The organism is Rhodococcus sp. 15-2388-1-1a, from assembly GCF_002259145.1.
GTDB lineage: Bacteria > Actinomycetota > Actinomycetes > Mycobacteriales > Mycobacteriaceae > Rhodococcoides.
The window spans coordinates 59,642-81,372 of the sequence record NZ_NPFP01000035.1 but is presented as its reverse complement, the minus strand read 5'-3'; the positions used below and the strand labels follow the sequence as shown (position 1 = coordinate 81,372).

The following is a 21,731-nucleotide window of genomic DNA, read 5'->3' as shown; positions in this document are numbered from 1 at the left end:
GCCCCCGTCTACACCCCACCGCCGGTAGAGGCACCTGAGTCCGTGGGAGGCGTGGTGCACCCGGGCTCATTCTGCGATGTTCCCGGGCTGCCAGGAGTTACCAATAAGGGCACTGCGATGGTCTGCGGAACCGGGTCCGATGGTCGACTTCGGTGGAAGAGCAGCTGAGCCGCGTCGATTGACGCGGAGGCAGCGTCAAGAGATAGTAATGTCCGATCACGACATTCTCGGGCGAAGGCAGAACAATCAGCTACACGGCGACAGCAACGCAAAACAGCACTCATGAGCCGTTCACGGTCACGTTCCGGCACCCAGCACGAGAGGATCCATCGACTGGTCTCCCCGGCCGTCGAATCCGTCGGTCGATCGGCACATCGGATGAGGATGCTGCTGACGTCTTTGTCAGCCAGCTCAACTCGCTGCTTCAGAAGCAGCGGTGGTGGGACTCGTCAGCTCGCTCCGAAGCAGAGAAGGCGTTCAGCCCCACCGTGATCTCGGCGTTCTACGACAGCGCCGAACCTCGACGCCTCGATGCGTCGGTGGCACTTCGCGACGACCACCTCCCTTTGCCCACCATCGAAGACGACTACCGCCGCGTTCTCATGATCGGAACCACGGGGGCCGGCAAGACCACAGTCATTCGTCAGATGCTGGGTACGGATCCGGATCGCGACCGGTTCCCATCGACGTCGACCGCAAAAACGACCGTGGCTGACACCGAGATCATTGTCGCCGAGGGGCCGTACAAAGCAGTCGTCACCTTCTTTTCCTCTGATGAGGTGACCGATCACCTTCTCGAAAATGGTGTCAGAGCAGCTTTATTGATCCGAAGCGGTGCCGCACCCGACGCGATTCGGTCTGCACTCCTGGATCACGAAAACCAGCGCTTTCGCTTCAGCTACGTCCTCGGCCGAAAGCAGAATGCCAAGGCGGCGGTTCCTGTAGCCGTAGAAACCAGTGAGTTCGATGAGTTCGACGAATTCGAGGAGTCCGACTCTACGCCTGGAGCCAAGCCTGTGTTCGACGCAGAACCAACTCCCCTCGATGGCATCGACCTCGACTTCAGTTCGAGCCAAATCGATGCAGCGATCGAGGGCCTGAAGTTCCTGGTCTCGAGTCACGCTGCAATTAGCGATGACGGTGAAGCCGACGAGGAAGTCGACTCGTGGCTGCGTCAGCAAGAAATGTTTCACGGCATAGTGGACAGCCTCCTGGACGATATGGACAAGAGATTCCGTGTCCAGCACATCGGGACCCTGTCACGCGACCACACGGGCTGGCCCGAGACGTGGCATTTCGAGTCCGACGATCGCGCAACCTTCCTGAAAACGGTCAATCGATTCACATCCAACTACGCGCCATTGTTCGGCCATCTGCTGACACCACTGGTCGACGGCATCCGCGTATCCGGGCCGTTCCTACCGGATTGGACGGACAATGAGCTTCCCAAGGTGGTTCTCATCGACGGTGAAGGACTCGGCCACACCGCGAAGTCCTCAGCCGCGCTCCCGACCACGGTTGCACACACGATCAACCAGGTGGACGCAGTGGTGTTGGTGGACAACGCCCAACAGCCGATGCAGGCAGCACCTACCGCCGCCATCCGCTCTATCTTGACGTCCGGCAACATCGAGAAGCTGATCTTCTGCTTCACCCATTTCGAGGACGTGCAGGGAGACAATCTCACAAGTGCGAGCGACCGGGCGCATCACGTCCTCGCGAGCGTGGACAATGTGATCAGCGCGATTCGCAACGACTTCGGTCAGCGGCCGGAGCAGTCGGTCCGCGAGAGACTTGCCGATAATCGCGTGTTCCTTGCCGGTATCGACCAGCAGCTGAAGCCTGGCAATCGAAATGGTAAATGGTCGATTTCGCAGTTCAAAAGACTACTCGAAATGATCGAAAGAAGTGCAACTGCACCGGAATCAGGCTTGGCAACTCCGGTGTACGAGAGGGCCGCACTCATCGAAGCTATCGAGACAGGAATCCGCCAGTTTCACTACCGCTGGGGTGGAATTCTGGGTACCGCCGAAGTCGAGGAAGTCCAGAAGCAGACTTGGCAAAAGATCAAAGCTCTCTCCAAACGCTTCGCCGAAGGCAGTGCAGATCAATACGAGACGCTGCGACCCAACGCTGAGCTTCGTGAAGCCTTGAAAGAAGAAATTTACAAGGCGCTAGCAAAACCGGCTCGATGGAACGGGCGTCCGCCGGAGACCGCAGAGGACCAAGCTGCGGTGATCGACCACTTTGCTAACAAGATTGCTCAAAGGTTGGTGGATCCGATCCAGAAGCGACTTTCCGAGCTCCCACGCTCGGACTGGCAGATCAGCTACAACTACAGCGGTACCGGATCTACAGTCTTGCGGGCCGCCCACATCTCCCGCGACATTTTTGCCAAGAACGTCACTGTGCACGGGGACGGACAAAACTCGGAATCAACCACTTTTCTGCAGGTCGTGGCTGCCGCACTCGAAGCAGCGGCGGAAGAAACGGATGTCTCGCTCACCTGACAGACGAGCCAGTACCGTCATTCGCCGGGTTTAATCGCAATCGTTGTTCGCAGTTACTTCAGCGCTAAATTGGAGGGAGCGATTCGTCCGTCTCTCGATACTAACCGGGCAACAGCCGGGCACTCATCCTCCCATATCGGAATCCTGCTATAACCAAGGGCCGTTCTTGTTCAGGCAACGCACGCGGGCATCGTCCATTGCACCGTCTAAACGAAATCATCAGACGTGCCATCGCGGTAAATTACTTTATCGACACGAAATCGGCATGTCATATCTCTCAATTCAGTTCCCATAAACCATTGATGGTCGGGCATAAATTGGTTATACTCCAAACCTATTCCATCGCTGCTCGATGTCTTCCCGGGTTCGAGCCCGTCGTTCATCGTGAAGGTCACGACAAATTGAGGTTCTTCGAAGATGTCACAAAACTCGAAGGCACCCTTGACAGCGCGCGTCGGCTTTGCAGAGCGATGGAGCGTGAAACCACAGTCAAAATATACATACGACGAAAATATTCCCGCGTTAGGGTTTTCTGGTTCGAAGCGTTTGTTACGAACTTCCGCGTGAACCAAAGACCTGGCAGAAATCCCGCTTGACACATCACTCGTTTTGTCGAGCGATATGACGTGACCACCACCCTCGATCGCAGCGAGTCGCCGTTCCAAATCCAATAGCCGGCGCTCGACGTCGCTCATATCCATGTTGGATCCTTTCGTCTGCATCATTCTTTGTATCAGCATCAGTTGTCGCTGTTGATGAATCGATAGATCACTCGTACCCGTTACAGAATTCGCCGGTAGGTCCGCCCGTCCGAAACTAGCTGGTCTTCTGATCCGCGGCTACGCCGTGTGCATCTTCTTACCGGAAACTGAACTCACCAACAGGGTGGATTAGATGAGGCAGAACCTAGCGGGACGTCAGCTAGGGACACCGAACCACAAAAATCCACCCCAAACTGATCCTCCTAGACGGTGAGAGCCAAGTTTTGAGCTAGGCCGTTAGCGGTGCGTCTAGCTAGCGATGTGGCGTCTCAAACAAGAGGACAAGGTGATGCAGCTTACGCACTACGAAATGCGAACCACGGCACATGAGTCCGGCTGACATCGATTCAGCACTAAGCATCTCAAGCTGGAAATCCCTCTCGCCGTTCCGAGTCGAAAACCGTTGAATTTATTCAGCAAGCAACGCCACCAGATCCCCAGATTGATCTCGGTGTAAACGGCCTTCTTCGATGAGCGAATCCACCACCGAGCTCATCAGGACTTTCGATTCAGCGGACACCCGCTGACCACCGAATAGTTCGACAACCTGCGACATCAAATTCTTGTCATCGATGGTTACCGACTCCTGCACGATGCGACAGACTGCGATCGAGATCTCCTCTGTCGCAACGTGTAATAGTTTTCGAGCGTTTTGCCCGTGAGCTGGGATCCGAACGCTGTCAACTTTGTTCGAGCCGCTCCGATAGAAGCCTCTTTCGTCGGCACCGTACGGGCTGGCGCGGTTCATAGCCCGGTCGACTTCCGGTTTGATCGCTGCTCCCAACCGCGCGATACCCCAGGCGCTCCGGAAGCGCTCATACAGTACATCGGCGTGAACCGGAGACTCGATGCTGATGACATCCTCGAAGAACCGTTTGGCATCTCGCTTGCCTTCCGGGGTCTTCACATCCCCCGTATCGCCCGCAGGCTGGGAGAAGGCCACGTACTCCGTCGTCCAGTCGCGCGCTCCTGACGTTCTTACTTCGGTGTACTCGACGACCGGAACCGCAGCGCTCGGCGCGTCGCCCTCAGCCCCGGTCGACGCGACCCGGTCGGCACCGCTTATTGCGGCCTGAATGGCATGTCGAAGAACCGCCTCCTGGCCGGAGCGGTCACGCCACCAACTCAGACCCCACACTCGGTAGATCGACCAACCCAGGCTTCTGAGAACCTGATCGCGTAGCCGGTCGCGATCGCGCACAGTCTTGCCGGAGAAATACGCGGCACCGTCACATTCGATCCCTAGAACGTATGTGCCTGGCCGTGAGGGATGTCTGATGGCAATGTCGATTTTGTATCCAGCCACCCCAACCTGAGACACGACGTCGTACCCCCAGCTCCGGATCACAGAGGCGACCTGTTCCTCGAAGGGACTCTCGAACAGCTCGTCGGTATCGACTGCGTCGATCGCCAGTGATTTCGGACCGCGCTCAGCGAAGTCCAGGTAATTCTTCAGATGTCGAAGTGACGGGTTATTCGAATCCGGCAACTCCGACGCACGGAACGAGGCAACAACTTCGACACGTTTACGAGCTCGTGTGATGGCGACATTCAGGCGACGCCATCCCCCGGCACGATTCAGTGGTCCGAAGTTGGAATGCAGCTTGCCCTCCTCAGTTGGTCCATAACCCAGGCTGAAGATGATGATGTCTCGTTCGTCGCCCTGAACGTTCTCGAGTGACTTGACGAAAAAGCCGTCGAGACGGTCGTGTTCGCTGGTGATCCCGTACAGACTCGGGACTGTCGTAGACTGCCTGTCGATCTCGGCGAGAACGCAATCTGATTGCGCCGACGAGAATGTAACGACGCCGATCGAGTCGTTCGGATTGTGCTCCCTGAACCACGCCACACGCTCGGCCACCTTGGATGCCTCGACGGGATTGTCGCGAGTCGAGCCACGACGATAGATACCCCGAACGTATTGCAGCTCGACACCGAGGTCAGGTGCGTCGAACACGGCACCGGGAAAGGTATTCAGGCTGCCGTCATAGAAGCTGTAGTTCGAGAAGCTGATGAGATCCTCGTGACGGCTGCGGTAGTGCCAGTTCAGCGGGAGCGACGTCAACCCGCCGGCGCCCTTGGCAAGGTCGAGCACTGAGTCGAACACGTCGGTCTCGTCATCTTCGTCCGCGTCGAGATCGTCAGCGGTCGAGCGGAAGAAGTCGGTGGGCGGTAGCTGCTTCTGGTCACCGGCCACGATCAATTGGTCACCGCGGTAGACACAGTTCACCGCATCGGACGGAAGAACCTGCGATGCTTCGTCGAAAATCACTACATCGAAACGGAGGTCCGGCGGTAGGAACTGCGAGACAGCCAGCGGGCTCATCATGAAGCACGGCTTGATCTGCTGGACAAGCGATCCTGCCTCTTCCAACAACTTTCGTACCGGCTTGTGACGGGTCTTCTTCTCCTTCTCGCGAGTAATGATGCCAGCAGCTCGGCTGTTGATGTTGATCGGAGCCCGCCGATTGCACTGTTCGATCACTCGCGCCCGCGCATTATTTACCAGTTCGGTATCGAGCGCCCTGAACGTCTCGACAGCTTGAATTCGGTCAGGAGCTCGGTAGTGCTTGAGCCTGCGGTCGTGTCGCGACCGCGAGTCGATCCATGCCTCCAGCGCCGCGTATTCCAGAATTTCGGCGACATCGGTCGGAGACCTTCGAGATTTCCGCAAGGCGGCGAGGACAGACGAATAGCCGGCCCGCTCGAACCACCGAATCTCGGTAGTTGCGTCGCACCACTCCTCCACCTCGCCGGCCGCTGATTCTTCGAACTCACGCAACATGGAACCGAACTCTTCCACTCCCGCGACGAGCTCACGCTCCAGTTCACTGCGGCGCTCGTTCGCGAACAAGCCGAGGAACTCCTCGCGGCCGGACTCGAATTCAGAAACGACATCATCGAAATCCGCGAAGGTGCTGTTCGACTCGTTGAACTGAGCCGCCACCTCGGGCGTTACCGAACCATGCAGGAGGTCTTGAAAGGCCTCGGCATGACAGAGCTTCATCTCATAGTCGTCGAAGTCGCTATCCAGTCCGAGGGTCGGTACACCGAAGTAGCTCTGATCGAAGTCCGGCACGGAACGAAGTTCGTCGATCATGGTAGCGACAGCATCAGCATCGAACAGCATCGTGGTGGCCACCGCGAGCGAGACTGACGAGCCAGCAACCTTGGAAACCTGCTGCACTACTGGCAGCAAGTGCCGAAGGGACCCCAGGCTCGTCGACGCCCATGCCGAATGTTCTTCGAGACTCGAGTTGGGGTCGAATGCCTGAGCGGCGAGGACAGGTACCGACTTGAACAGGGTATGCCAGTGTCGGATGGCATCTCGAGCTTGAGCAGCAACAACGAGCAAGCGAGGATCGGCGACGGCCCCCGCCGAAATCTGAGTTGCCAGGGTATCCGGATCGATATCGGACCCGGCCAAGCGGACGGCCCGACGTGCGTTGTCCAACGCTGCTCTGGCTCGGTCGAATTCAGTGGTTGGACCGTGATACTTCGATCCCAGATTTGCACCGTGCTGAGTCTCTTTTTCGGCAACCTCACGTACTGACGTCTGCCAGCTCGCAGCTTCATCGAGACGGCCGAGCACGGACTTGTCAACGCGACCTGAAATCGTCACGGACTTCAGTGATTTCTTGTCTGCACGTGCGCTGGAGGACCATTTACGGAACCCAGTGTGCACCTCCCGAAATCTCACGTTCAACGCGCTGAGATCGAGATCAAGGGCGGCTGGAGTGAAAACGTCCTTCAAGGACTCTTGACGCCTGTTTGCGTGCTCCACAACCGATTCCAGAACGTCAATGGACTCGCTGATCCTTTGGAGAATCGCGGCGTTCAACCAATTCTTCTCTGGCAGGTCTTTCGCTGCACCGATCTGGGCGAGGTCGGCGATCTCCGTCACGCGTCCTAGACTCGGTGCTCCGAAGGGCAGCCCAAGCAGGGCGCACAGTTCATTGTGCGCCTCGCTGATTTCGGCAAGGGTCGATTTGAGCTCGACTAATTTTGCAATCGTCTCCTCGATCTGCCCTCCCGTCATTTGGATATCGACCGTGTTGTCCGTGTACGTATGCAGTGTCCTGAGTCCAGACCTGTCGAGCTCTCGCCATCGTGGTCCAGCGGACGTGGCCAGCTCGTTGACCCGCTCACGGATGTCGGACGTAAGTGTCCTCGCCGACCTCAGCCGACTGCGAACATCGGGCAGCTCATTCGACGCATACCAGTGCTCAGGGGTCCCGATGCGGGAGTCGAGGAGCTCCAATAGCTTAATTCGCCGCTTCAACCCATCCAGCGAATCCTCGAAGTCGATACCCGTGTCTTCATCGATGGTTTCTGCGCGCGACAGAACAGCATGCGCACTAGCTGCCGCACGACCCGCAATGCGCCCGTACGCCCGCGCATCCTCGCCGTTCAAGTCTGTGCGCAGCAAATCACGCCATAGATACTGGTCACCCTTCTCGACGACCCACCACAGCTTTCCGAGACGTTCTCCGTGTTGTCGAAGTTCGTCGAGGAAATCAGCACTCAACTTTGTCCATCGTGTGTCCGACGACAAGGACACCTCGACGCGTTCACCGAGTTCGATCAACCGGCCGACGACGCTGTAGACGCTTCGTCTCAATAGCGGGTCTACTTCATTCATCGCGGCTGCGAACTCGCCCAATTCATTCCGCGTTCTGCCCAGCCGCGACACATCCTGATCGCCGAAGGTGGATTGCACTTTGAGCCTTTGATGCAAACTTTTACCGAGTTCCTCGGCCACGCCCTTCCTGGTAGCAGCATGGCTGTGGAGCTCGAAGAGAAAATGCTTGAGGTTGGCGTTGTTCAGGCGGTCGCGGACGACGTCCAGAGCGGCCGCCTTCTCACTGACGAACAGGACCGTCTTGTCAGCGGCGATAAGTTCAGCGATCATATTTGCGATCGTCTGGCTCTTGCCTGTTCCCGGCGGGCCGTCCATCACGAAGCTCTTGCCGCTGACGGCTGTCAAGACACAGCGCCGTTGGGTGGAGTCTGCGTCGAGGATGCTGAAAAGTTCCTCGGGAGGCTTCACTTCGTCGAGCGTTTCCAATGCAAGTGGCGTAAACCCGTAGTTGCCTGCGGATGGGGCTTGCGGGCCGAGGGAGAGCAACCGAACAATCGGGTGTCGAGCAACGACGTCTCGGTTCGAGGCAAGGTCTCGATACATCGCCTCCTTGTGAAAGGTAAAGTTGGACAACACTGCTCGTCGCTCGACAGACCATTCTTTCTTGCCAGCGATGAGCGCTCCGACCTCGGCTAGGAAGGTCTCTACTGCGACTACGTCCGGATCGATGTCAGGGAGTGTGACACCGAATTCGTCCAGCTTCAGTTTGAGTGCCGGATTGACGGCGATGTCGTCTTCGGTGCGCGATATCGAATACGGCTGGTCCGCGCCGCTTCGATGCACCCGTACGGGGATCATCAGCAGCGGACTTTCTACCACTGCATCATCTGCGGTGTCAGTCCACCGAAGCATCCACAGTCCCAGGTTCAGCGTCCACACACCTCTGTCGGCATATGCCTGGTTCGACTGAGTGTCAATGCGACGCATCGAGGTCGCAAGGGTCTCCCGTGTCTTGTCTTTCACGAACACAGACCGGCCGATCGTGCGCGACGCCCCCTCGGCGTCACGTACTCGCACTGTCAGGGCTCCACTAGACAACTGCGACAGGAGTGTTTCAGGGCCTGGATCAGCGATCTCCAGCGATCCGACCTTGGTGTGCTTGAAATACACGAGGCGCTGTCGACGGTCCAGCGCCAAGAGATTCTCCCGCCATGACGCGAGCTGGCGATCGAGTCTTGCGGCGAGCTCAGGCGTCAGCGAGCCTGCAGCGTTGTTCGATGAACCCATCAAGCGTTCTCCCTCGCGACTCGGTCTCTCGAGATCGTATCGGTTGGTTTGTACCCAGCCGTGCTACTCGCGACATCCGAACAAGACCACGACGACCCTCGCAGGGTTGTAACGTAGCCGTACCCGCCAGCGACATCTCACCTGACGCCGACCCGGTTGGCGACTCGTCGATGCGTGGGATCCCTGCGGAACCTCAGCCCACAGGCACAGACTTCGAAACCCGCGCGATTCGAAACGAGGAAGACAAACGGGAACCACCACGCTCGCAATTATTCTCGCTGTTGTGGCGCTGGCCTCGGTTGCCGTGGCAGTCGCTATGTATTTTCGGCACAGAGAGACCGATCCAGCTGCATTGGCCTTGAGGCAGGAGGTTCGGGGTGAAGAAGGAGTCGATGTCGGCTTTGGCCAGGGTGTGAGTGGGCTCGTAGAACTTGCACTGAATGGCGGTCAATGCGCCGGTGTCACGGTTGCGTGCGACAAGGTCGATGCCGGTGTCCGGTTTGCCGGCGCGCTCGGGCCAGTCCATCCACCGCCACACCTGGTCATATTCCTGGCTCAACATGGGATCGAGCTCGAAGTACCGCACCATCAGCTGCTCGAACTTGGTCCCACGCTCAGAATTAGACGGTGCATCGCGAAAAGCCTCGATCACGTCGTGCACAGAACCCACGTAAAACCCCAATCTTGAGCAGTTAAGGCAAAGATAGCTTGTTGCCACCATCCGACTAAAAATCCGGACTCACTATCTACGCACGGCCAGACGTCAGCCAGACGCAGTTGCTTGCCGAGTCATTCCTGCACCGGCTTTGCGATCGAAGTTTCACGAAAAATGGCCCGGACACGGTCGTCAAGCTGGTCGTCACTCAGCACTGAGAAGTCTATGAACGCCATCAACCTGCGCAGTCGAGGTACCGAGTCGCGGAGGGCCTTGCGGCGACCGGTGGCTCCGTCGCTTTCGGTCGAGACCCGTGCGATGGCGCGGGCGAGTGGGGTGACACCAGCAATCGAGCGTCGTTCGGTGATCTGGTTCAAGTCGCTTTCCGACAGCTTCCGCAGTAGCGAATAGTCCATTGCTCCATCTACGGATCGTCCGAATGTCATTGCCTGCCACCACAGTCGCGAGAACATGTGCCTTGTCAAGTCAGTCGCTATCCAACGTTCAATGTTCTCGTTGGGGAAGCGCCACTGGGTTACATCGGGCATCGCTACAACCGAGAGGAACGTCCACACGCCTCGATTTGCAGCTTCGACCGAGGTAATCCGCATAGTCCGGTGAACATGCTCGGCCGCCACTCGATCAAAATTGATCAGGTCCGCCTTCGCTACCTCGCCCGGGTAGCCGTGATCGTGCGCAATCGTACGAATAGCATCAACCAACTCTTGTACACCCGACTCGCTGACTCGCCTTCCGCCGCTAGCGGCGTAGGTCATCTGAGGATGCTTCGCCCGCGCTGCACCAGCCATGTTCTCTGGGTCTTCGTCGAGCTTCCGTAGCGCAACCACGCCCGATGCAAGACTGAGCCGAGGCCAGAGGTCTGTCACGAGAGTAACCGTCCGAATCCAATCGAGCGTGCGCCCGCGACAAGAGAGCTACGCAAATCCATGGAGGAGCTCAGGACCGACTCAGCCGTCCATGCGGCAGGATCATCCAGGACGCGCAACGCGAGGCTACGAGCGGCGGCACCGAAGGATTCTTTGTCGCAATCTTCGAGTTCGTCCCAATGAGCCAACGACCACCGAACGATCTCCTGCACGAGATCTTCCTCCATCTCCTGGATCAGTGCGAGCTGTTCGTCCGTGTGGTTCTTTTCTTTCTGCACGGCCTTGACGAGCTTCGTGTCCAATGGGTTGAGCAATAACAGCAACGCACCCATGGCAGGCTCATCAGGGCTGGGCGGCATCCGAAGGTGCCAACTGGCACCGTTATCGATGCCGAATGCCTCGAAGTCGACCACTTCCGTCGGAAACATGGCTTCGGTTCCAGTCAGCCTCAGCGATTGCTCATCGCTCCACAGGATGCTTCCCGCGTGCCGGGCCTCGCCAGGAAGCGGGCTCAACCTGTCGCGCTCCAGCACCAATCGCCGAGTCAACGAAATAGTGGCACCCGCAAATTGCGGATCGATCTCGATGATTACCTCGAAGTAGTTCTCTGACAACGACACACGCACCGAAGGCCCGACCAGATACGTGTCCAACGCTCGCCACCCGAAGTGGAAGGCCAAGGGCGACCCATCGTCGAGCATCGACTGCGCACGTACGACTGCTGGATCAACCTCGATCGTGCAGCGCAAGCGAAGCTCGGAACGGTAGTCCCAGTTCTCGATGGCGTCGCCCAACGGCTCCCATTCACCGTCGACCGATCGGAACCACGTTGAAGGTTGCACGGTATCCACGGCTGGAACCAAGTACGGACGAACATCGCTGACTGCCATCAGCCCTCGTCCTCGACAGTCAACGCAATGCGCACTACAGCGTCTTTAGGAGGCCTGATGGAGACCGTCCATTTCCGGCTGTCCTCCCGAGCGACAGAAATGCTGCGACCTACTCGCTGTTCTCCGTTGGCAGCGTCGGCCCACCCCAAGACCACTGGAGGCTCCAGTGTCCCCGGTTGCTCCGTTCCTCCCTCGATGACCACGAGCGGCTCCGCGGTTACCGTTTTCGAGGTCGGCCACAGTGGTAGTTCGATTAGGGCAGTTACCAGAGCCTCACCGTTCACCACTACGAGAGCAGGCCCGTCCACAATTTTGGGCTTGGCCGCTGAACGCCCACCAGAACGACCGGACCGACGGCTCCCGCTCCCCTCAGACGAGCCGGCTCCATCGGCTGATGCCCCGGCAACCAAGCCGGACAGCCGTCCAGCTAGAGGAGCCAACGCCGCTTCATGGTGTAACTCCGGGTCTATGTCCGGAACAGATGGCTTGAGGTTGCTCTTCAGGAAGCGCGCTCCCAGCCGAACAACACCAAGTGCGGCTCCGTGGAGCCCACTTGTCACCCAATCGTCGTGCGTGGGTGGCTCCGCGTCCGAGAAGCAGCTGTCGGCATCGACGCCGGCTTTGAAGACTGCACCGTACTGAACTGCCTCATTCGGGTGTGGTTCGCCTGCAACATAATCGACTACAAGATCAGCTTGACGCATTCGCGCACAATGATGTGCGGACCCGCTGAATGGCGCAGCAAGCGACATCAGGTAGTTGTTGGTGATCGGTGCCATCGACTCAACCATTGCAAACCGACCGATTTCCTGCGGCTTGGCTTTCCGGACTGGCACGTCGTACTCACCGGCACGCGAGAGCTTTCGGTAGGCATCCACGAAGGGCTTCAGTTCGATAGTCCGCGCCGGATCTGGAATGTCTACCGGAAAGCCCTCGAATTTGACCGAGCACCTCAGCCGGTTGTTGTCCCCGTCTATCATCCGAGGCCACAGATTCCACAACATAGTCGACGCGATGTAGTCAGCCGCGCCCTCCGGTGTGCGTGGCTCTTCCATGTCGCCGTTGCGAACTGCGCCAAGGTCGACGTCGACGATAGCGACGGTGGTCCCCGTCTGACCGGGCGCAAAAGACGGCAAACCAAGCGACGACGCCATTCTTTCGGCCTCATCGCCGATGAGGGCCTGCGCGATCTCGCCTTCCTGCACGCCGAGCCAGTGTCGCCCGGTGTACCGCACGCCGTCGTGCTGAAATCCATCCCCCATCGCCGCACCGATGAGTCGGCGTTGTGGCTTTCCACGGAAGACGCACTGGCTATCCGCCACGATCACATGACAGCGGCTGACGTTGTACAGAATCCCCTTGCCGAAGCCGTATGAACCTCCCCCAAGATCGACACCTTTGCGCTCACCGACATTTCGGATGAATTTGACGAAATCCGCTCTTTCCCCATCGAGCGGGGGCTCGTCTGCACGCAGGGGACCTCCAAGCCCAGTTGTACCCCGGTCGGAGATGATGAGGATTGTTGCTTCACGGTCCAATGCCTCCTTCAGCCCCAGACCGCCGCCGTCGGGTCCGGGGAGTAAGAACCCTCGCCACCCAGCCAGTCTTTTGCCAGTCAGTTTACGGATTTGGACCTTGAACTCGACATCATGACCAGGAAGTGCTGCGTCACAGCTATTTTGGGCCGCTTCGCGGATGAGGACCGTCAGTGGATCAAGTTTGGGCTTGCCCAGCTGACGACGAATTCCCTCCGAGGCAGTCGAACCCTCGGCAGCAACGCGCTGCGACCACCACGCCGGCTGCTCTACCGCAGCAGTCAGGCTCAACTGGACTCCAAACCGACCAGCTCGTTGAGCTCGTCATCGTTCGTTTCGATATCGGCCTCGCTCAAGTCCACACTGACGTACGTCTGCGACACTTGGCTGGTTTGGACGGCGGAGCCTGGAAAGACCAACGCTATCCCGATCACGTCGTCAACAGCATCCAAGGCTTTTCTGGACTCGGAGTTAACCGCTTCGGGTTCGGACACTGGATCAATTGGGTAGACAAGCAGGAGACCCATTCGTCTAACTTTCGAATCTTTATCCCGATCGTCCATCAGCGTGTTCTCGCCACGTTTACGGGCTTCGGCGGGAGCCATGAAGTCCACAACCCGGTGATCTTTCGACATGAGCGTCTTGATATCGGCTCGCTCGTCGCCGTCGTTCTTGAGCTGGGAACGAACGATCCGACCAAAATCGATCCCGCCTAACCGGACGGTGCCTCTCTCCGCACCAGACTTAGCAGCCATCACGGCCAGGTTCCATCTTTCGAGACTTCCCTGCCGCTGCTGTTTGATCACGTACTTCTTGATCAGTTCATGATCTATATCGGGCGAGTCGGCGTGAGCTTTGTAGTCGCTGAGAAAAGTGAGTACGTCATCGGCCTCGACGTCGCGGAACAGTACTGTTCCCGAGTCCAGCACTTCCGCTTCTGATCCTTTGGTGCGCACACGTGACACGAGCCCGTCGGCAGCATCCTTGTTGTGCAACAGCCATTCATGGTCGCGCGCCTTGAAATAACGAGTTTGAACCCTGCGGCCACCGTACGAAGCATACGCAGGAATCGCCGCTCCCATCTTGGCGGTGATGCGAAGCGTCGGGTGGGTACGAATCCGAACGCCGAACTCCGTCGGAGTGAGATCTTCGGACTCGTACCGTTCAATGTCCAGCCGAATCTCACGTTCTACCGTCGCGAGGTGGCGGAACCACCGGCGCAGCTCGTCAGTCATCCAAATCCGGGGCAGATCCTCATAACCCGGTCGGAATCCGAACCAGCGAGCCATCTGCAGAAGGGTGTCGTACGCTCCCGCCGCGCGGACGAAGTAACTTACGATCAGCCCTTCGAGAGTCAACCCACGACTCAGAGTATTACCGCCAACCGCGATTGCCACTTGACCCTCTCCCGAGTAGTCCAGGCGATCGTCGCTGCGGAAGTTGTCGATGATGACGCGGCAGTCGGTCAACACTTGCGCGAGCTCCGCGGTGATCTCGTCGAAACTGAGTGCAATCAAGCTGAATTCGTCTGACGGTACCTTCGCGGACTCTGCACTCCACAGGGCCCGGAGACGGGTCTGAGTACCCTCCTCGCCTGACGCCCATGCTCGCGCAAGGGCGGCTACATACGCAGTGAGCGGACCTTTGAACTGATTGTGCACGTCCGTCTTCATCGACGTGTGTATCAGCATCGTCGAATGTCCGGCGTCACCGCGAGCGCGGCGCGCTGCTGTGGATAAGACGAACCAATCGAGCGCGGCCGCAAGCGACGGCGGAATCGAAGGGATGAAGTTTGCTGACGCGGTCTTCCCCAGCGGACGTACGTCGTCGACATCGCCATCGGGGATGATCCGCAACATGTTGGAGCCGTCGAGATCCTTCCCGTCCGCTTCATCGCCTTCGACCACATCGCGGCCGAATATCCGCTCGGTACCGAAGTATCCCTTCGGCTCCGGGAGATTCAAGATGAAGTCTTTAGGATACAAGTCACCACCCGCGGGATCTATCAAGATGTTGGCGAATGGCGTTGCGGTGTAACCGATGTACGTGCTTTTAGGCAGTTTGCCGATAATACCGCGAATCAGAGGGTTGATGGACTTGGTTTCCACGCTGGCTTGATCTGCCTCATCGTCGATTATCAACGTCGGCACATCGACAAGGGCTCGCTGTTTGACCGCTGGTTCCAACCACTTGTCCAAACGCTTGAGCACAGCCGCGTTCTTCTTGACTACGGCAAGGATGACCCCGCTGTCGTCGACATGAAGCAATGCCGTCGACTTGATTGGCGGGGCACGAAAATCGTCGTCCGCGTTTGTCAGAAGCTTCCACTTCGTTGGGGTGAGCTGCTGGAGCTGCTCATCGAGGCGCTCTTGCGTCTGCTTGCGGAGCCCATTGTGAATACCGGATAGCACGATGACGAACTTGTAGCCAACGTCCGCGGCTTTCGCGATGACGGCGGTAAAATTGGTTGTCTTTCCGGACTGCACGTAACCGACGACGAGTCCCTTTGCATCCCAGGACGACTCGTTCGGCCGAGGAGTGTAGGCGATGACCTTGTTCGACGAGCCGTTCAGCGAGTCAATCCGGTCTTCGGGCCACGACAAGTCAACGCCGATATATTTGCGGAGCGCCGGCCAGTAGACGTCTGCACTGTCGTTGGGTCCTGCGTACCACGGGTCACGGGGACCATGAATGATCGGCGGGCCGCCGCTCAGGACACCCTCCATGTTCCGCCGATACTCCCCGACGAAGGCATCCAACTCCTCTGCGGACACCCTGCCCTTGAAGCTCCTGATGGCCGACTCCAACGATGTCTTCCTCGCCCAGCCTGCAAATACGGCGTAGAACTCGTCCATCAACTCCGTGCCTCCGTCTCGCTTGGTACGACAGAACGCTATCGCAGAAAGTCTTGAGTTCGGGTCAGAAACGATCCGGGCGGTCTGGTGTCTTCAAGCCGCAAAGCTGCGGCCAGGGGTGAGAACGCGATCCAAGATCTGCCGGCTATCATGCAGGAATGGATCCCGCCGGAGGCCGATCGACGACGAGATACAAAGTGATCGACTTGTTCGCGGGGCCCGGCGGACTCGATGTAGGTGCACACTGGCTCGGAATGACTACTACCGGGATCGAGATCGACCCCGACGCGTGCGCCACTCGTGCTGAGGCCGCATTGACCACAGAGCAGGCCGATGTGCGCCACTATGGCCCTGACCGTTTCCCGGAAGCGAACGTTCTGACCGGCGGACCGCCTTGCCAGACCTACACACTGGCGGGTAAAGGTAGTGGCAGACAAGCCCTGGATAAGGTTGTCTCCATCGCCGAAGCGATGGCCGAAGAAGTCGACGCGGCCCGGAGTCTCCACAAGTTCGAGGACGAGCGGACTGGGTTGGTGCTCGAGCCGCTTCGCTGGGCTCTGGAGGCACTCAAAGCTCAGAAACCGTACGAAGCGATTGTCCTGGAGCAGGTGCCAGCGGTACTTCCCATCTGGGAAGCGATCGGCGATGTCTTGCGTAGCCACGGATACGGCGTCGATTACGCCGTTCTGCGTACCGAGCAGTTCGGCGTGCCGCAAACCCGACGACGCGCCATCCTGGTAGCGCGATGGCAAGATGACGTTTCACTGCCCAGACCGACTCACGAGCATTTCCGAAAAGGGGCAGCCGTCCCTACTGGGACTGGCCTTCTCCCCTGGGTCCCCATGCAGTCAGCACTACGAAAAAGCTCCCCGTTCACCGTGGTCTCCAACTATGGCAGCGGTGGTGATCCGCGCAAACGCGGCGAACGCACATCCGCAGAGCCCGCGGCCACTGTGACGGGCAAGGCCACCCGGAACAAGATTCGGATGCGCGACGGCAAAGTCAGTGGCATGACTACCGTCGAAGCAGGACTGTTACAGACCTTCCCTGCGGACTACCCGTGGTCAGGTCGGGACATCTCACAGCAAATCGGCAACGCCATCCCGCCAAGACTGGCCACACACGTTCTGGCTGCCGCCCTGAAGCTCCCAGTGTCCGCTGCAGCACTCGATGTCGCGGTGACACTGCCGTGGTCCACGTCGAAGGTTGGCGTCGACGCGCTTGTCGGCACCCCCGTATAGCGGCAATTGCCGGGCATTCTTAGTCGTGCTTACCTGCGACAAAGGGTTGCCACTGGCCCGCCTTGTTCCCACGTTGCTGCGTCAACGAATTCGAGACTGAGACTTTCTGTTCGACGCCCGTGTCTGTCAGCAACGCTAGACGAGCGCCTCGACCGTCCGCTTCAAGCGCCGAAGAACTTCGAGAGCGAAGTCGGTCATCCGTACTCGTTCGACGTCACTCGCGGCAGCAATGTCGTTGACGTTGATGGAGATCACGGACAGCTGGCAAGAGAGAACCTCGACGAAAATCTTGGTACCTCGCGCGCTGTTCGTCAGTAAGCGACTTCCACTGGGCGGGAAGCGGACCCAGACCACGTTGCCACCGCTTCAGGGCATGACCGGCGTGCACGGCGACGTAGTCGAGAATTTCCGTCGCAACAGGGATCAGCTTCTCGAGCGCATCGACACCACCGCTTGTCCCGCTGAGGCTCGCCTCAGCTGCGTCGAGTTGCTCATCTTGTTCCTTGCTTCGCTTCTTTCGATACATCCAAAACGCTCCACCGAGGGCCAAGATCACAGCCGGGCCCGCAAGCAAGCGCCCAATGATGCCGTTCCACTAGCTATGCCGGTGCCTTAGAAGGATGTCGTCGGCTTGCGTATCGAGGATTGTGTGGACGGACCCCCTTCTCGGTGCACGCAAACTAACGGCGGCCCGTGTTGCCGCGTCTCCCTCGCCGAATAGGGCATCGAAAATCTGTGTAGGACGCTCTAGCTTCGAGTCGCTCACGCCGAATGTCCCTCCTGCCGTCGCAGTGTCGATAATCAAGATCACAATCGCACACGATCACAACGAGCGTAGGAGTTCCGGTGGTAGCAGTTCCGAGCCCATTCACGCGGCACCACTGACCTAGACATTGATTTGCTGGGCGCAATCCAGGACAACGCTCCAGAATTGTTCGAGGTCCAGATCGGAAACCCTGCGACCGGGTGCCGAGGCCCTGTGGTTCTGACCGAGAAATTCAGCGAGCTCGGCAAACCCGTCATGCGTGGCGATGTGCGGATACTTCGTCCACGAACCGGAAGCCATCAACTGACCGGACTTGTTGATCCACAGCGACATCGGCGGGTACCGATACCCGAAGGGATGAAAGAACACCGCTCCACGTGGTGGAGTGCCGAACCAGAAATCGTCGTGAGTTCCGTAGGAGACGTCGAGAGCTTCCTGCAGGTCGAACAACTTGTCCGCCAACGCCCGATCACCGTCAGACAGTACGGCCTCCAGAAACGACTCTTTCGTCCAAACAGGTCCCGCAGAGCCACCGGACGAATGCGCTTTCGCATCGGCTAACTCACCCCCGTAGGTCGACGGCACCAAGATTTCGAGACCACCGTGCCGGGCGTACGCGAGTTGCAATGCCGTCACGCGGATCTCGACGCGTGTAATTCGATTCAAATACTCGACCAGTCTCCGCAGATCCGCATCGATGCGATCTACAGCGAGGCAAAGGTGCACACGCCCGGTGGCGATGTTCTCGGCAAGCCGCTCAACCGCCTCCTCCTCGAGAACACCTAGGTCGACGCCACCGCGCCTTGCCCACTGTCTCCTGAACGAGGCTTCGCCACCCAACGAAATCGCAGAGGCGTAGTCCAAGACCTGCCCGATCACCATCCGCCGTCGCTCTGTGTTCGAGGCCAGCTTGCATTCGACGACGGTGACCGAACCATCACGGTCGACGATGCAGACATCCGCTGGCCCGGCAGACGTGGCCAGCTCCCGTACCGTGAGAGCGGACTCGGAGACACCCGGCACATGCTCCGGCGCGGCAGCAATGATCCGCTGAAGATGGTCCTCATTGTCGTACGCCGACATCTCCGGAGATGCCCAACCGCCCTCGGATCCCAACTCGCGGACTAGAAATCTCGCCGTCTCGTCGTTGACCATCAGACAGCCCTCTCTATCAGGTGAACTCGACGTGTAACTCTGCGCGCACTCAGCTGAACACCCAACCGAGCACCGCGGCAACGATGCACAGGAAGAAGATCAGCTCGATCATCCCCTCCGCCGCACCGCTGCCGCCTTTTATTACTCATTCGCCGCGCGCCCTGCGCCGATCGGCTTCGGAGAAACCCTGGGCAAGAGGCGCTCCGTGCACCTGAGCACGCTTACGGTCCTGGTAGCTCGCCACCGAATCGAAGGCAGCCGTGACGCCGACCGTTGTCGATACGTACGTCATCGACTTCTCCCGCGCGAAGCCGAGATCAGCGCCCACTTCGACAGCGTCGATGTTGGAACCCAGGAAAACGAAGTCCCACTGGTAATCCCGCTCCTGCTTCGCAATCAGCTCGCGCACAGCAGTATTGGTCCACTCCTTGCTCGCGTTCTCGTGCCCGTCTGTCATCACCAGTACGGTGACCGAGCCAGGGCGGTCATCCTCCTGTAACCCACTGAGCTCGGCACCCACCTCGGTGACGAGCCGGCCAACGGCGTCGTAGAGGGCAGTCATCCCGCGTGGCTCCAGCACGAGGTTAGGTACTTCCGCGATCGGCTTCGAGCTATAGACCGACTCGTATCGGTCGTCGAACTGAGCCAGAGTGACAACGGTATTGCCGTCGGATTCACGTTCCTTGGCAATGAACGAATCGAACCCGCCTCGGGTGTCGTCGGCGATGGCATTCATCGAACCCGAACGGTCGAGCAGAGCAGCAACGAGAGAGAGCTGTGGATTGGTCAAAAGAACCTCCTGATGGAAAGTGCGCCGAATGGACGCGGTGAAGCTGATGGCCGAACCATACCGAGGGGTACCGACAAGAACTGCGCTACGACGGTTACGCCCGTTCCAGCAGGTAGGCCGTCACCTGGTCCCACGTCTCGAACGGTTCGGTGCCGTACCGCAGCCATTCCCCTTCGAATTTGCTGGCACCATTATTGCGTCGGTCGTCTACGAGAAAGTCGCCGCGATTCAGATTCTTGTGGTGGGACAGGATCAGTCTCTTGTAGGCGACGGATCCTTCGTCGAACCCGAGGTGCTTCTGCACCCACAGCACCTTGTCGTGCCAGGCGCTGGGGTTCTTCCACGGGGCAGTGGAGAGGATGTAGGTGTCGAACACCGCCGCCAACGTGCGGTAAGCGTCGAGCGCGCCGTCGATGGGATCCATCAGCGAGAAGATGTGCGGTACCTCATCGAGATCACCCGGGTATTTCGCGATGTCAGCCGGGTCTGCCCGGTCGATGCCCGACTGGAAGTTCACGAGTGTGTTGTCGAGGTCTACGTACAGAATTTTCTTGGCCATCGGGCACCTTTCGTCGTGCACCGTCGCGGTGCAATGTCAGAGAAGAGTCACGGGAACATCGACACCGCGAGAGAAGCAGAACTTGATCCGCTCTGCATTTCGATCATCGCACATGCCCACGACTAGCTGATTCGCGACCGACGTCGTCGGCGTCAGCTCCGCACTCTGTCAGACCCGTCCGCTATCGTCAGCTATATCGAGCGGGTCCCCCGGGGAGAGCTAAACCGGTTGCGCGACAGCCATCCACCTCTCGTGTCGAGTCTTCTCGCACGCTCGCCACGATGCACTAGACCTATCCCTAACGGAACGAAGTCTGGCGGCGCACTTGCAGACCTCGCGCCCTCCGTGGCCGCGAAGTCCGACCCGACGAAAGACTTGGAGACATACATGAAGCAACCCGACTACGCCGCACCAGAATGGCATTTCGCATCGACCATCGACGGAGATCGGTACGCCGTGATTACCGACCTCGATCATGACTACGCCGGATGGTCGGTGGAAGTCGAGCAGGAAGGCGACATACAGATCGGTCAGGTTATGTCGAAAACCCTGTGGCGCGACGACGAGACCGATTTCAACCTGTTCGGACTCGGAGACTCAGTGGACGGCTGGGGAGCACCAGTCGAAGGCGGGGCGCTGCTGACCGCATTCTTCACCCCTGCGGGTACCCGTCTCGCGATCGATCCGTGGGTCTACACGCGAGAATGGTTGGCCGAATCGCTACTCGCGAAACCGGTGGCTCTCATCATCGACCTCGGCCCCAACGACTACATCCCCAGCGAGCACGAGTCCGACGACGTCCCGTGTGCTCAACTCCAGGTGATGCAAGACGAGGTATTCCTTGTTCGCCGCTCCCGTACAGAGCTCGGGCATCTACTGCTCGCCGACTACTCGACCGCGGCAATCACTCTCGACAAGTGGTACCTGCAGGAACACTTCGATGACTGCACCGACGGCTACCTGTTCACCAAGGATCGTCGCTTGGCCGCGGAAACCTGCGTCACCTGGTTCCGGGATAAGCAGGACCCGAACGAGAAGATCGACATCGGCTGCAACTATCGATTCGCCGACCAACTCGTCCCCGCTGATCCGACATTGTTCTAGCCTGGATACACCGATCGAATGAGATAGCCAGCACAGGCTGTTCTCGCGAAATACGTTGTTGTGCTCTGATACTCGCTATAGCCTACGCAAGGACTCGTTAGTTTGGGGGCATCCCGGAGAGATAGTACCGCAACCGGTACGCCGACGAGCCGCT

The 21,731-nt window shown here is 58.7% G+C and carries 12 protein-coding genes and 1 pseudogene; 3 read left to right on the top strand and 10 right to left on the bottom strand.

What is annotated here, in order from left to right; genetic code table 11:
- Positions 1–488: 488 nt before the first annotated feature.
- Positions 489–2,510 carry a hypothetical protein gene (locus tag CH302_RS20245; RefSeq protein WP_052047684.1) on the top strand — a complete coding sequence of 674 codons (2,022 nt, stop codon included), beginning with the start codon at positions 489–491 and terminating at the stop codon, positions 2,508–2,510.
- Positions 2,511–2,716: 206 nt separating this feature from the next.
- On the opposite strand, the gene CH302_RS20240 is transcribed toward CH302_RS20245, so the two are convergent.
- From CH302_RS20240 to CH302_RS20210, 7 genes and pseudogenes are all read right to left on the bottom strand, one after another.
- The gene (locus CH302_RS20240) at positions 2,717–3,211 is read right to left on the bottom strand and encodes a hypothetical protein (protein ID WP_141216697.1); all 495 of its coding nucleotides are present in this window, start codon (positions 3,209–3,211) and stop codon (positions 2,717–2,719) included.
- Between the two features lie 469 nt (positions 3,212–3,680).
- Positions 3,681–9,140, bottom strand: coding sequence for a DUF3320 domain-containing protein (locus tag CH302_RS20235; protein WP_052047683.1), 5,460 nt, complete (start codon positions 9,138–9,140; stop codon positions 3,681–3,683).
- A gap of 376 nt (positions 9,141–9,516) precedes the next feature.
- A pseudogene (locus tag CH302_RS20230) lies at positions 9,517–9,810 on the bottom strand (restriction endonuclease); the annotation flags it as partial.
- Positions 9,811–9,929: 119 nt separating this feature from the next.
- Positions 9,930–10,571, bottom strand: coding sequence for a DUF6339 family protein (locus CH302_RS20225; protein ID WP_141216696.1), 642 nt, complete (start codon positions 10,569–10,571; stop codon positions 9,930–9,932).
- A 107-nt stretch (positions 10,572–10,678) separates the two neighbouring features.
- On the bottom strand, positions 10,679–11,572 hold the full coding sequence (locus tag CH302_RS20220) for a hypothetical protein (protein ID WP_052047681.1): 894 nt from the start codon (positions 11,570–11,572) through the stop codon (positions 10,679–10,681).
- Positions 11,572–13,398 carry a hypothetical protein gene (locus CH302_RS20215; protein WP_037190861.1) on the bottom strand — a complete coding sequence of 609 codons (1,827 nt, stop codon included), beginning with the start codon at positions 13,396–13,398 and terminating at the stop codon, positions 11,572–11,574. Before CH302_RS20215 ends, CH302_RS20220 begins: the two co-directional genes overlap by 1 nt.
- Complete coding sequence (locus tag CH302_RS20210) at positions 13,395–15,962, bottom strand: Z1 domain-containing protein (protein WP_037190859.1); 2,568 nt, start codon at positions 15,960–15,962, stop codon at positions 13,395–13,397. The genes CH302_RS20215 and CH302_RS20210 overlap by 4 nt, the downstream gene beginning before the upstream one ends.
- Before the next feature lie 158 nt (positions 15,963–16,120).
- Here CH302_RS20210 and CH302_RS20205 point away from each other — a divergent pair, with 158 nt between their 5' ends.
- A complete protein-coding gene (locus CH302_RS20205; RefSeq protein ID WP_037190857.1) occupies positions 16,121–17,203 on the top strand; it encodes a DNA cytosine methyltransferase in 1,083 nt (360 codons plus the stop codon).
- A gap of 886 nt (positions 17,204–18,089) precedes the next feature.
- On the opposite strand, the gene CH302_RS20195 is transcribed toward CH302_RS20205, so the two are convergent.
- The 3 genes from CH302_RS20195 to CH302_RS20185 all read right to left on the bottom strand — a co-directional run bounded on the left by CH302_RS20195 (position 18,090) and on the right by CH302_RS20185 (position 20,473).
- Positions 18,090–19,052, bottom strand: coding sequence for a hypothetical protein (locus tag CH302_RS20195; RefSeq protein ID WP_141216695.1), 963 nt, complete (start codon positions 19,050–19,052; stop codon positions 18,090–18,092).
- Positions 19,053–19,269: 217 nt separating this feature from the next.
- Positions 19,270–19,914, bottom strand: a complete 645-nt coding sequence (locus CH302_RS20190) for a VWA domain-containing protein (RefSeq protein ID WP_230596279.1) — start codon at positions 19,912–19,914, stop codon at positions 19,270–19,272.
- A 94-nt stretch (positions 19,915–20,008) separates the two neighbouring features.
- Positions 20,009–20,473, bottom strand: coding sequence for a 5' nucleotidase, NT5C type (locus tag CH302_RS20185; protein ID WP_037190853.1), 465 nt, complete (start codon positions 20,471–20,473; stop codon positions 20,009–20,011).
- A 387-nt stretch (positions 20,474–20,860) separates the two neighbouring features.
- On the opposite strand from CH302_RS20185, the gene CH302_RS30670 reads away from it, so the two are divergent.
- Complete coding sequence (locus CH302_RS30670; protein ID WP_230596278.1) at positions 20,861–21,577, top strand: hypothetical protein; 717 nt, start codon at positions 20,861–20,863, stop codon at positions 21,575–21,577.
- Positions 21,578–21,731 lie beyond the last annotated feature (154 nt).

Coding starts and splice junctions, on each gene's coding strand:
- CH302_RS20240 (WP_141216697.1), bottom strand. CDS start 3,211: ATGGATATGAGCGACGTCGAGCGCCGGCTATTGGATTTGGAACGGCGA.
- CH302_RS20235 (WP_052047683.1), bottom strand. CDS start 9,140: ATGGGTTCATCGAACAACGCTGCAGGCTCGCTGACGCCTGAGCTCGCC.
- CH302_RS20225 (WP_141216696.1), bottom strand. CDS start 10,571: ATGACCTACGCCGCTAGCGGCGGAAGGCGAGTCAGCGAGTCGGGTGTA.
- CH302_RS20220 (WP_052047681.1), bottom strand. CDS start 11,572: ATGGCAGTCAGCGATGTTCGTCCGTACTTGGTTCCAGCCGTGGATACC.
- CH302_RS20210 (WP_037190859.1), bottom strand. CDS start 15,962: ATGGACGAGTTCTACGCCGTATTTGCAGGCTGGGCGAGGAAGACATCG.
- CH302_RS20205 (WP_037190857.1), top strand. CDS start 16,121: ATGGATCCCGCCGGAGGCCGATCGACGACGAGATACAAAGTGATCGAC.
- CH302_RS20195 (WP_141216695.1), bottom strand. CDS start 19,052: ATGTCGGCGTACGACAATGAGGACCATCTTCAGCGGATCATTGCTGCC.
- CH302_RS20185 (WP_037190853.1), bottom strand. CDS start 20,473: ATGGCCAAGAAAATTCTGTACGTAGACCTCGACAACACACTCGTGAAC.
- CH302_RS30670 (WP_230596278.1), top strand. CDS start 20,861: ATGAAGCAACCCGACTACGCCGCACCAGAATGGCATTTCGCATCGACC.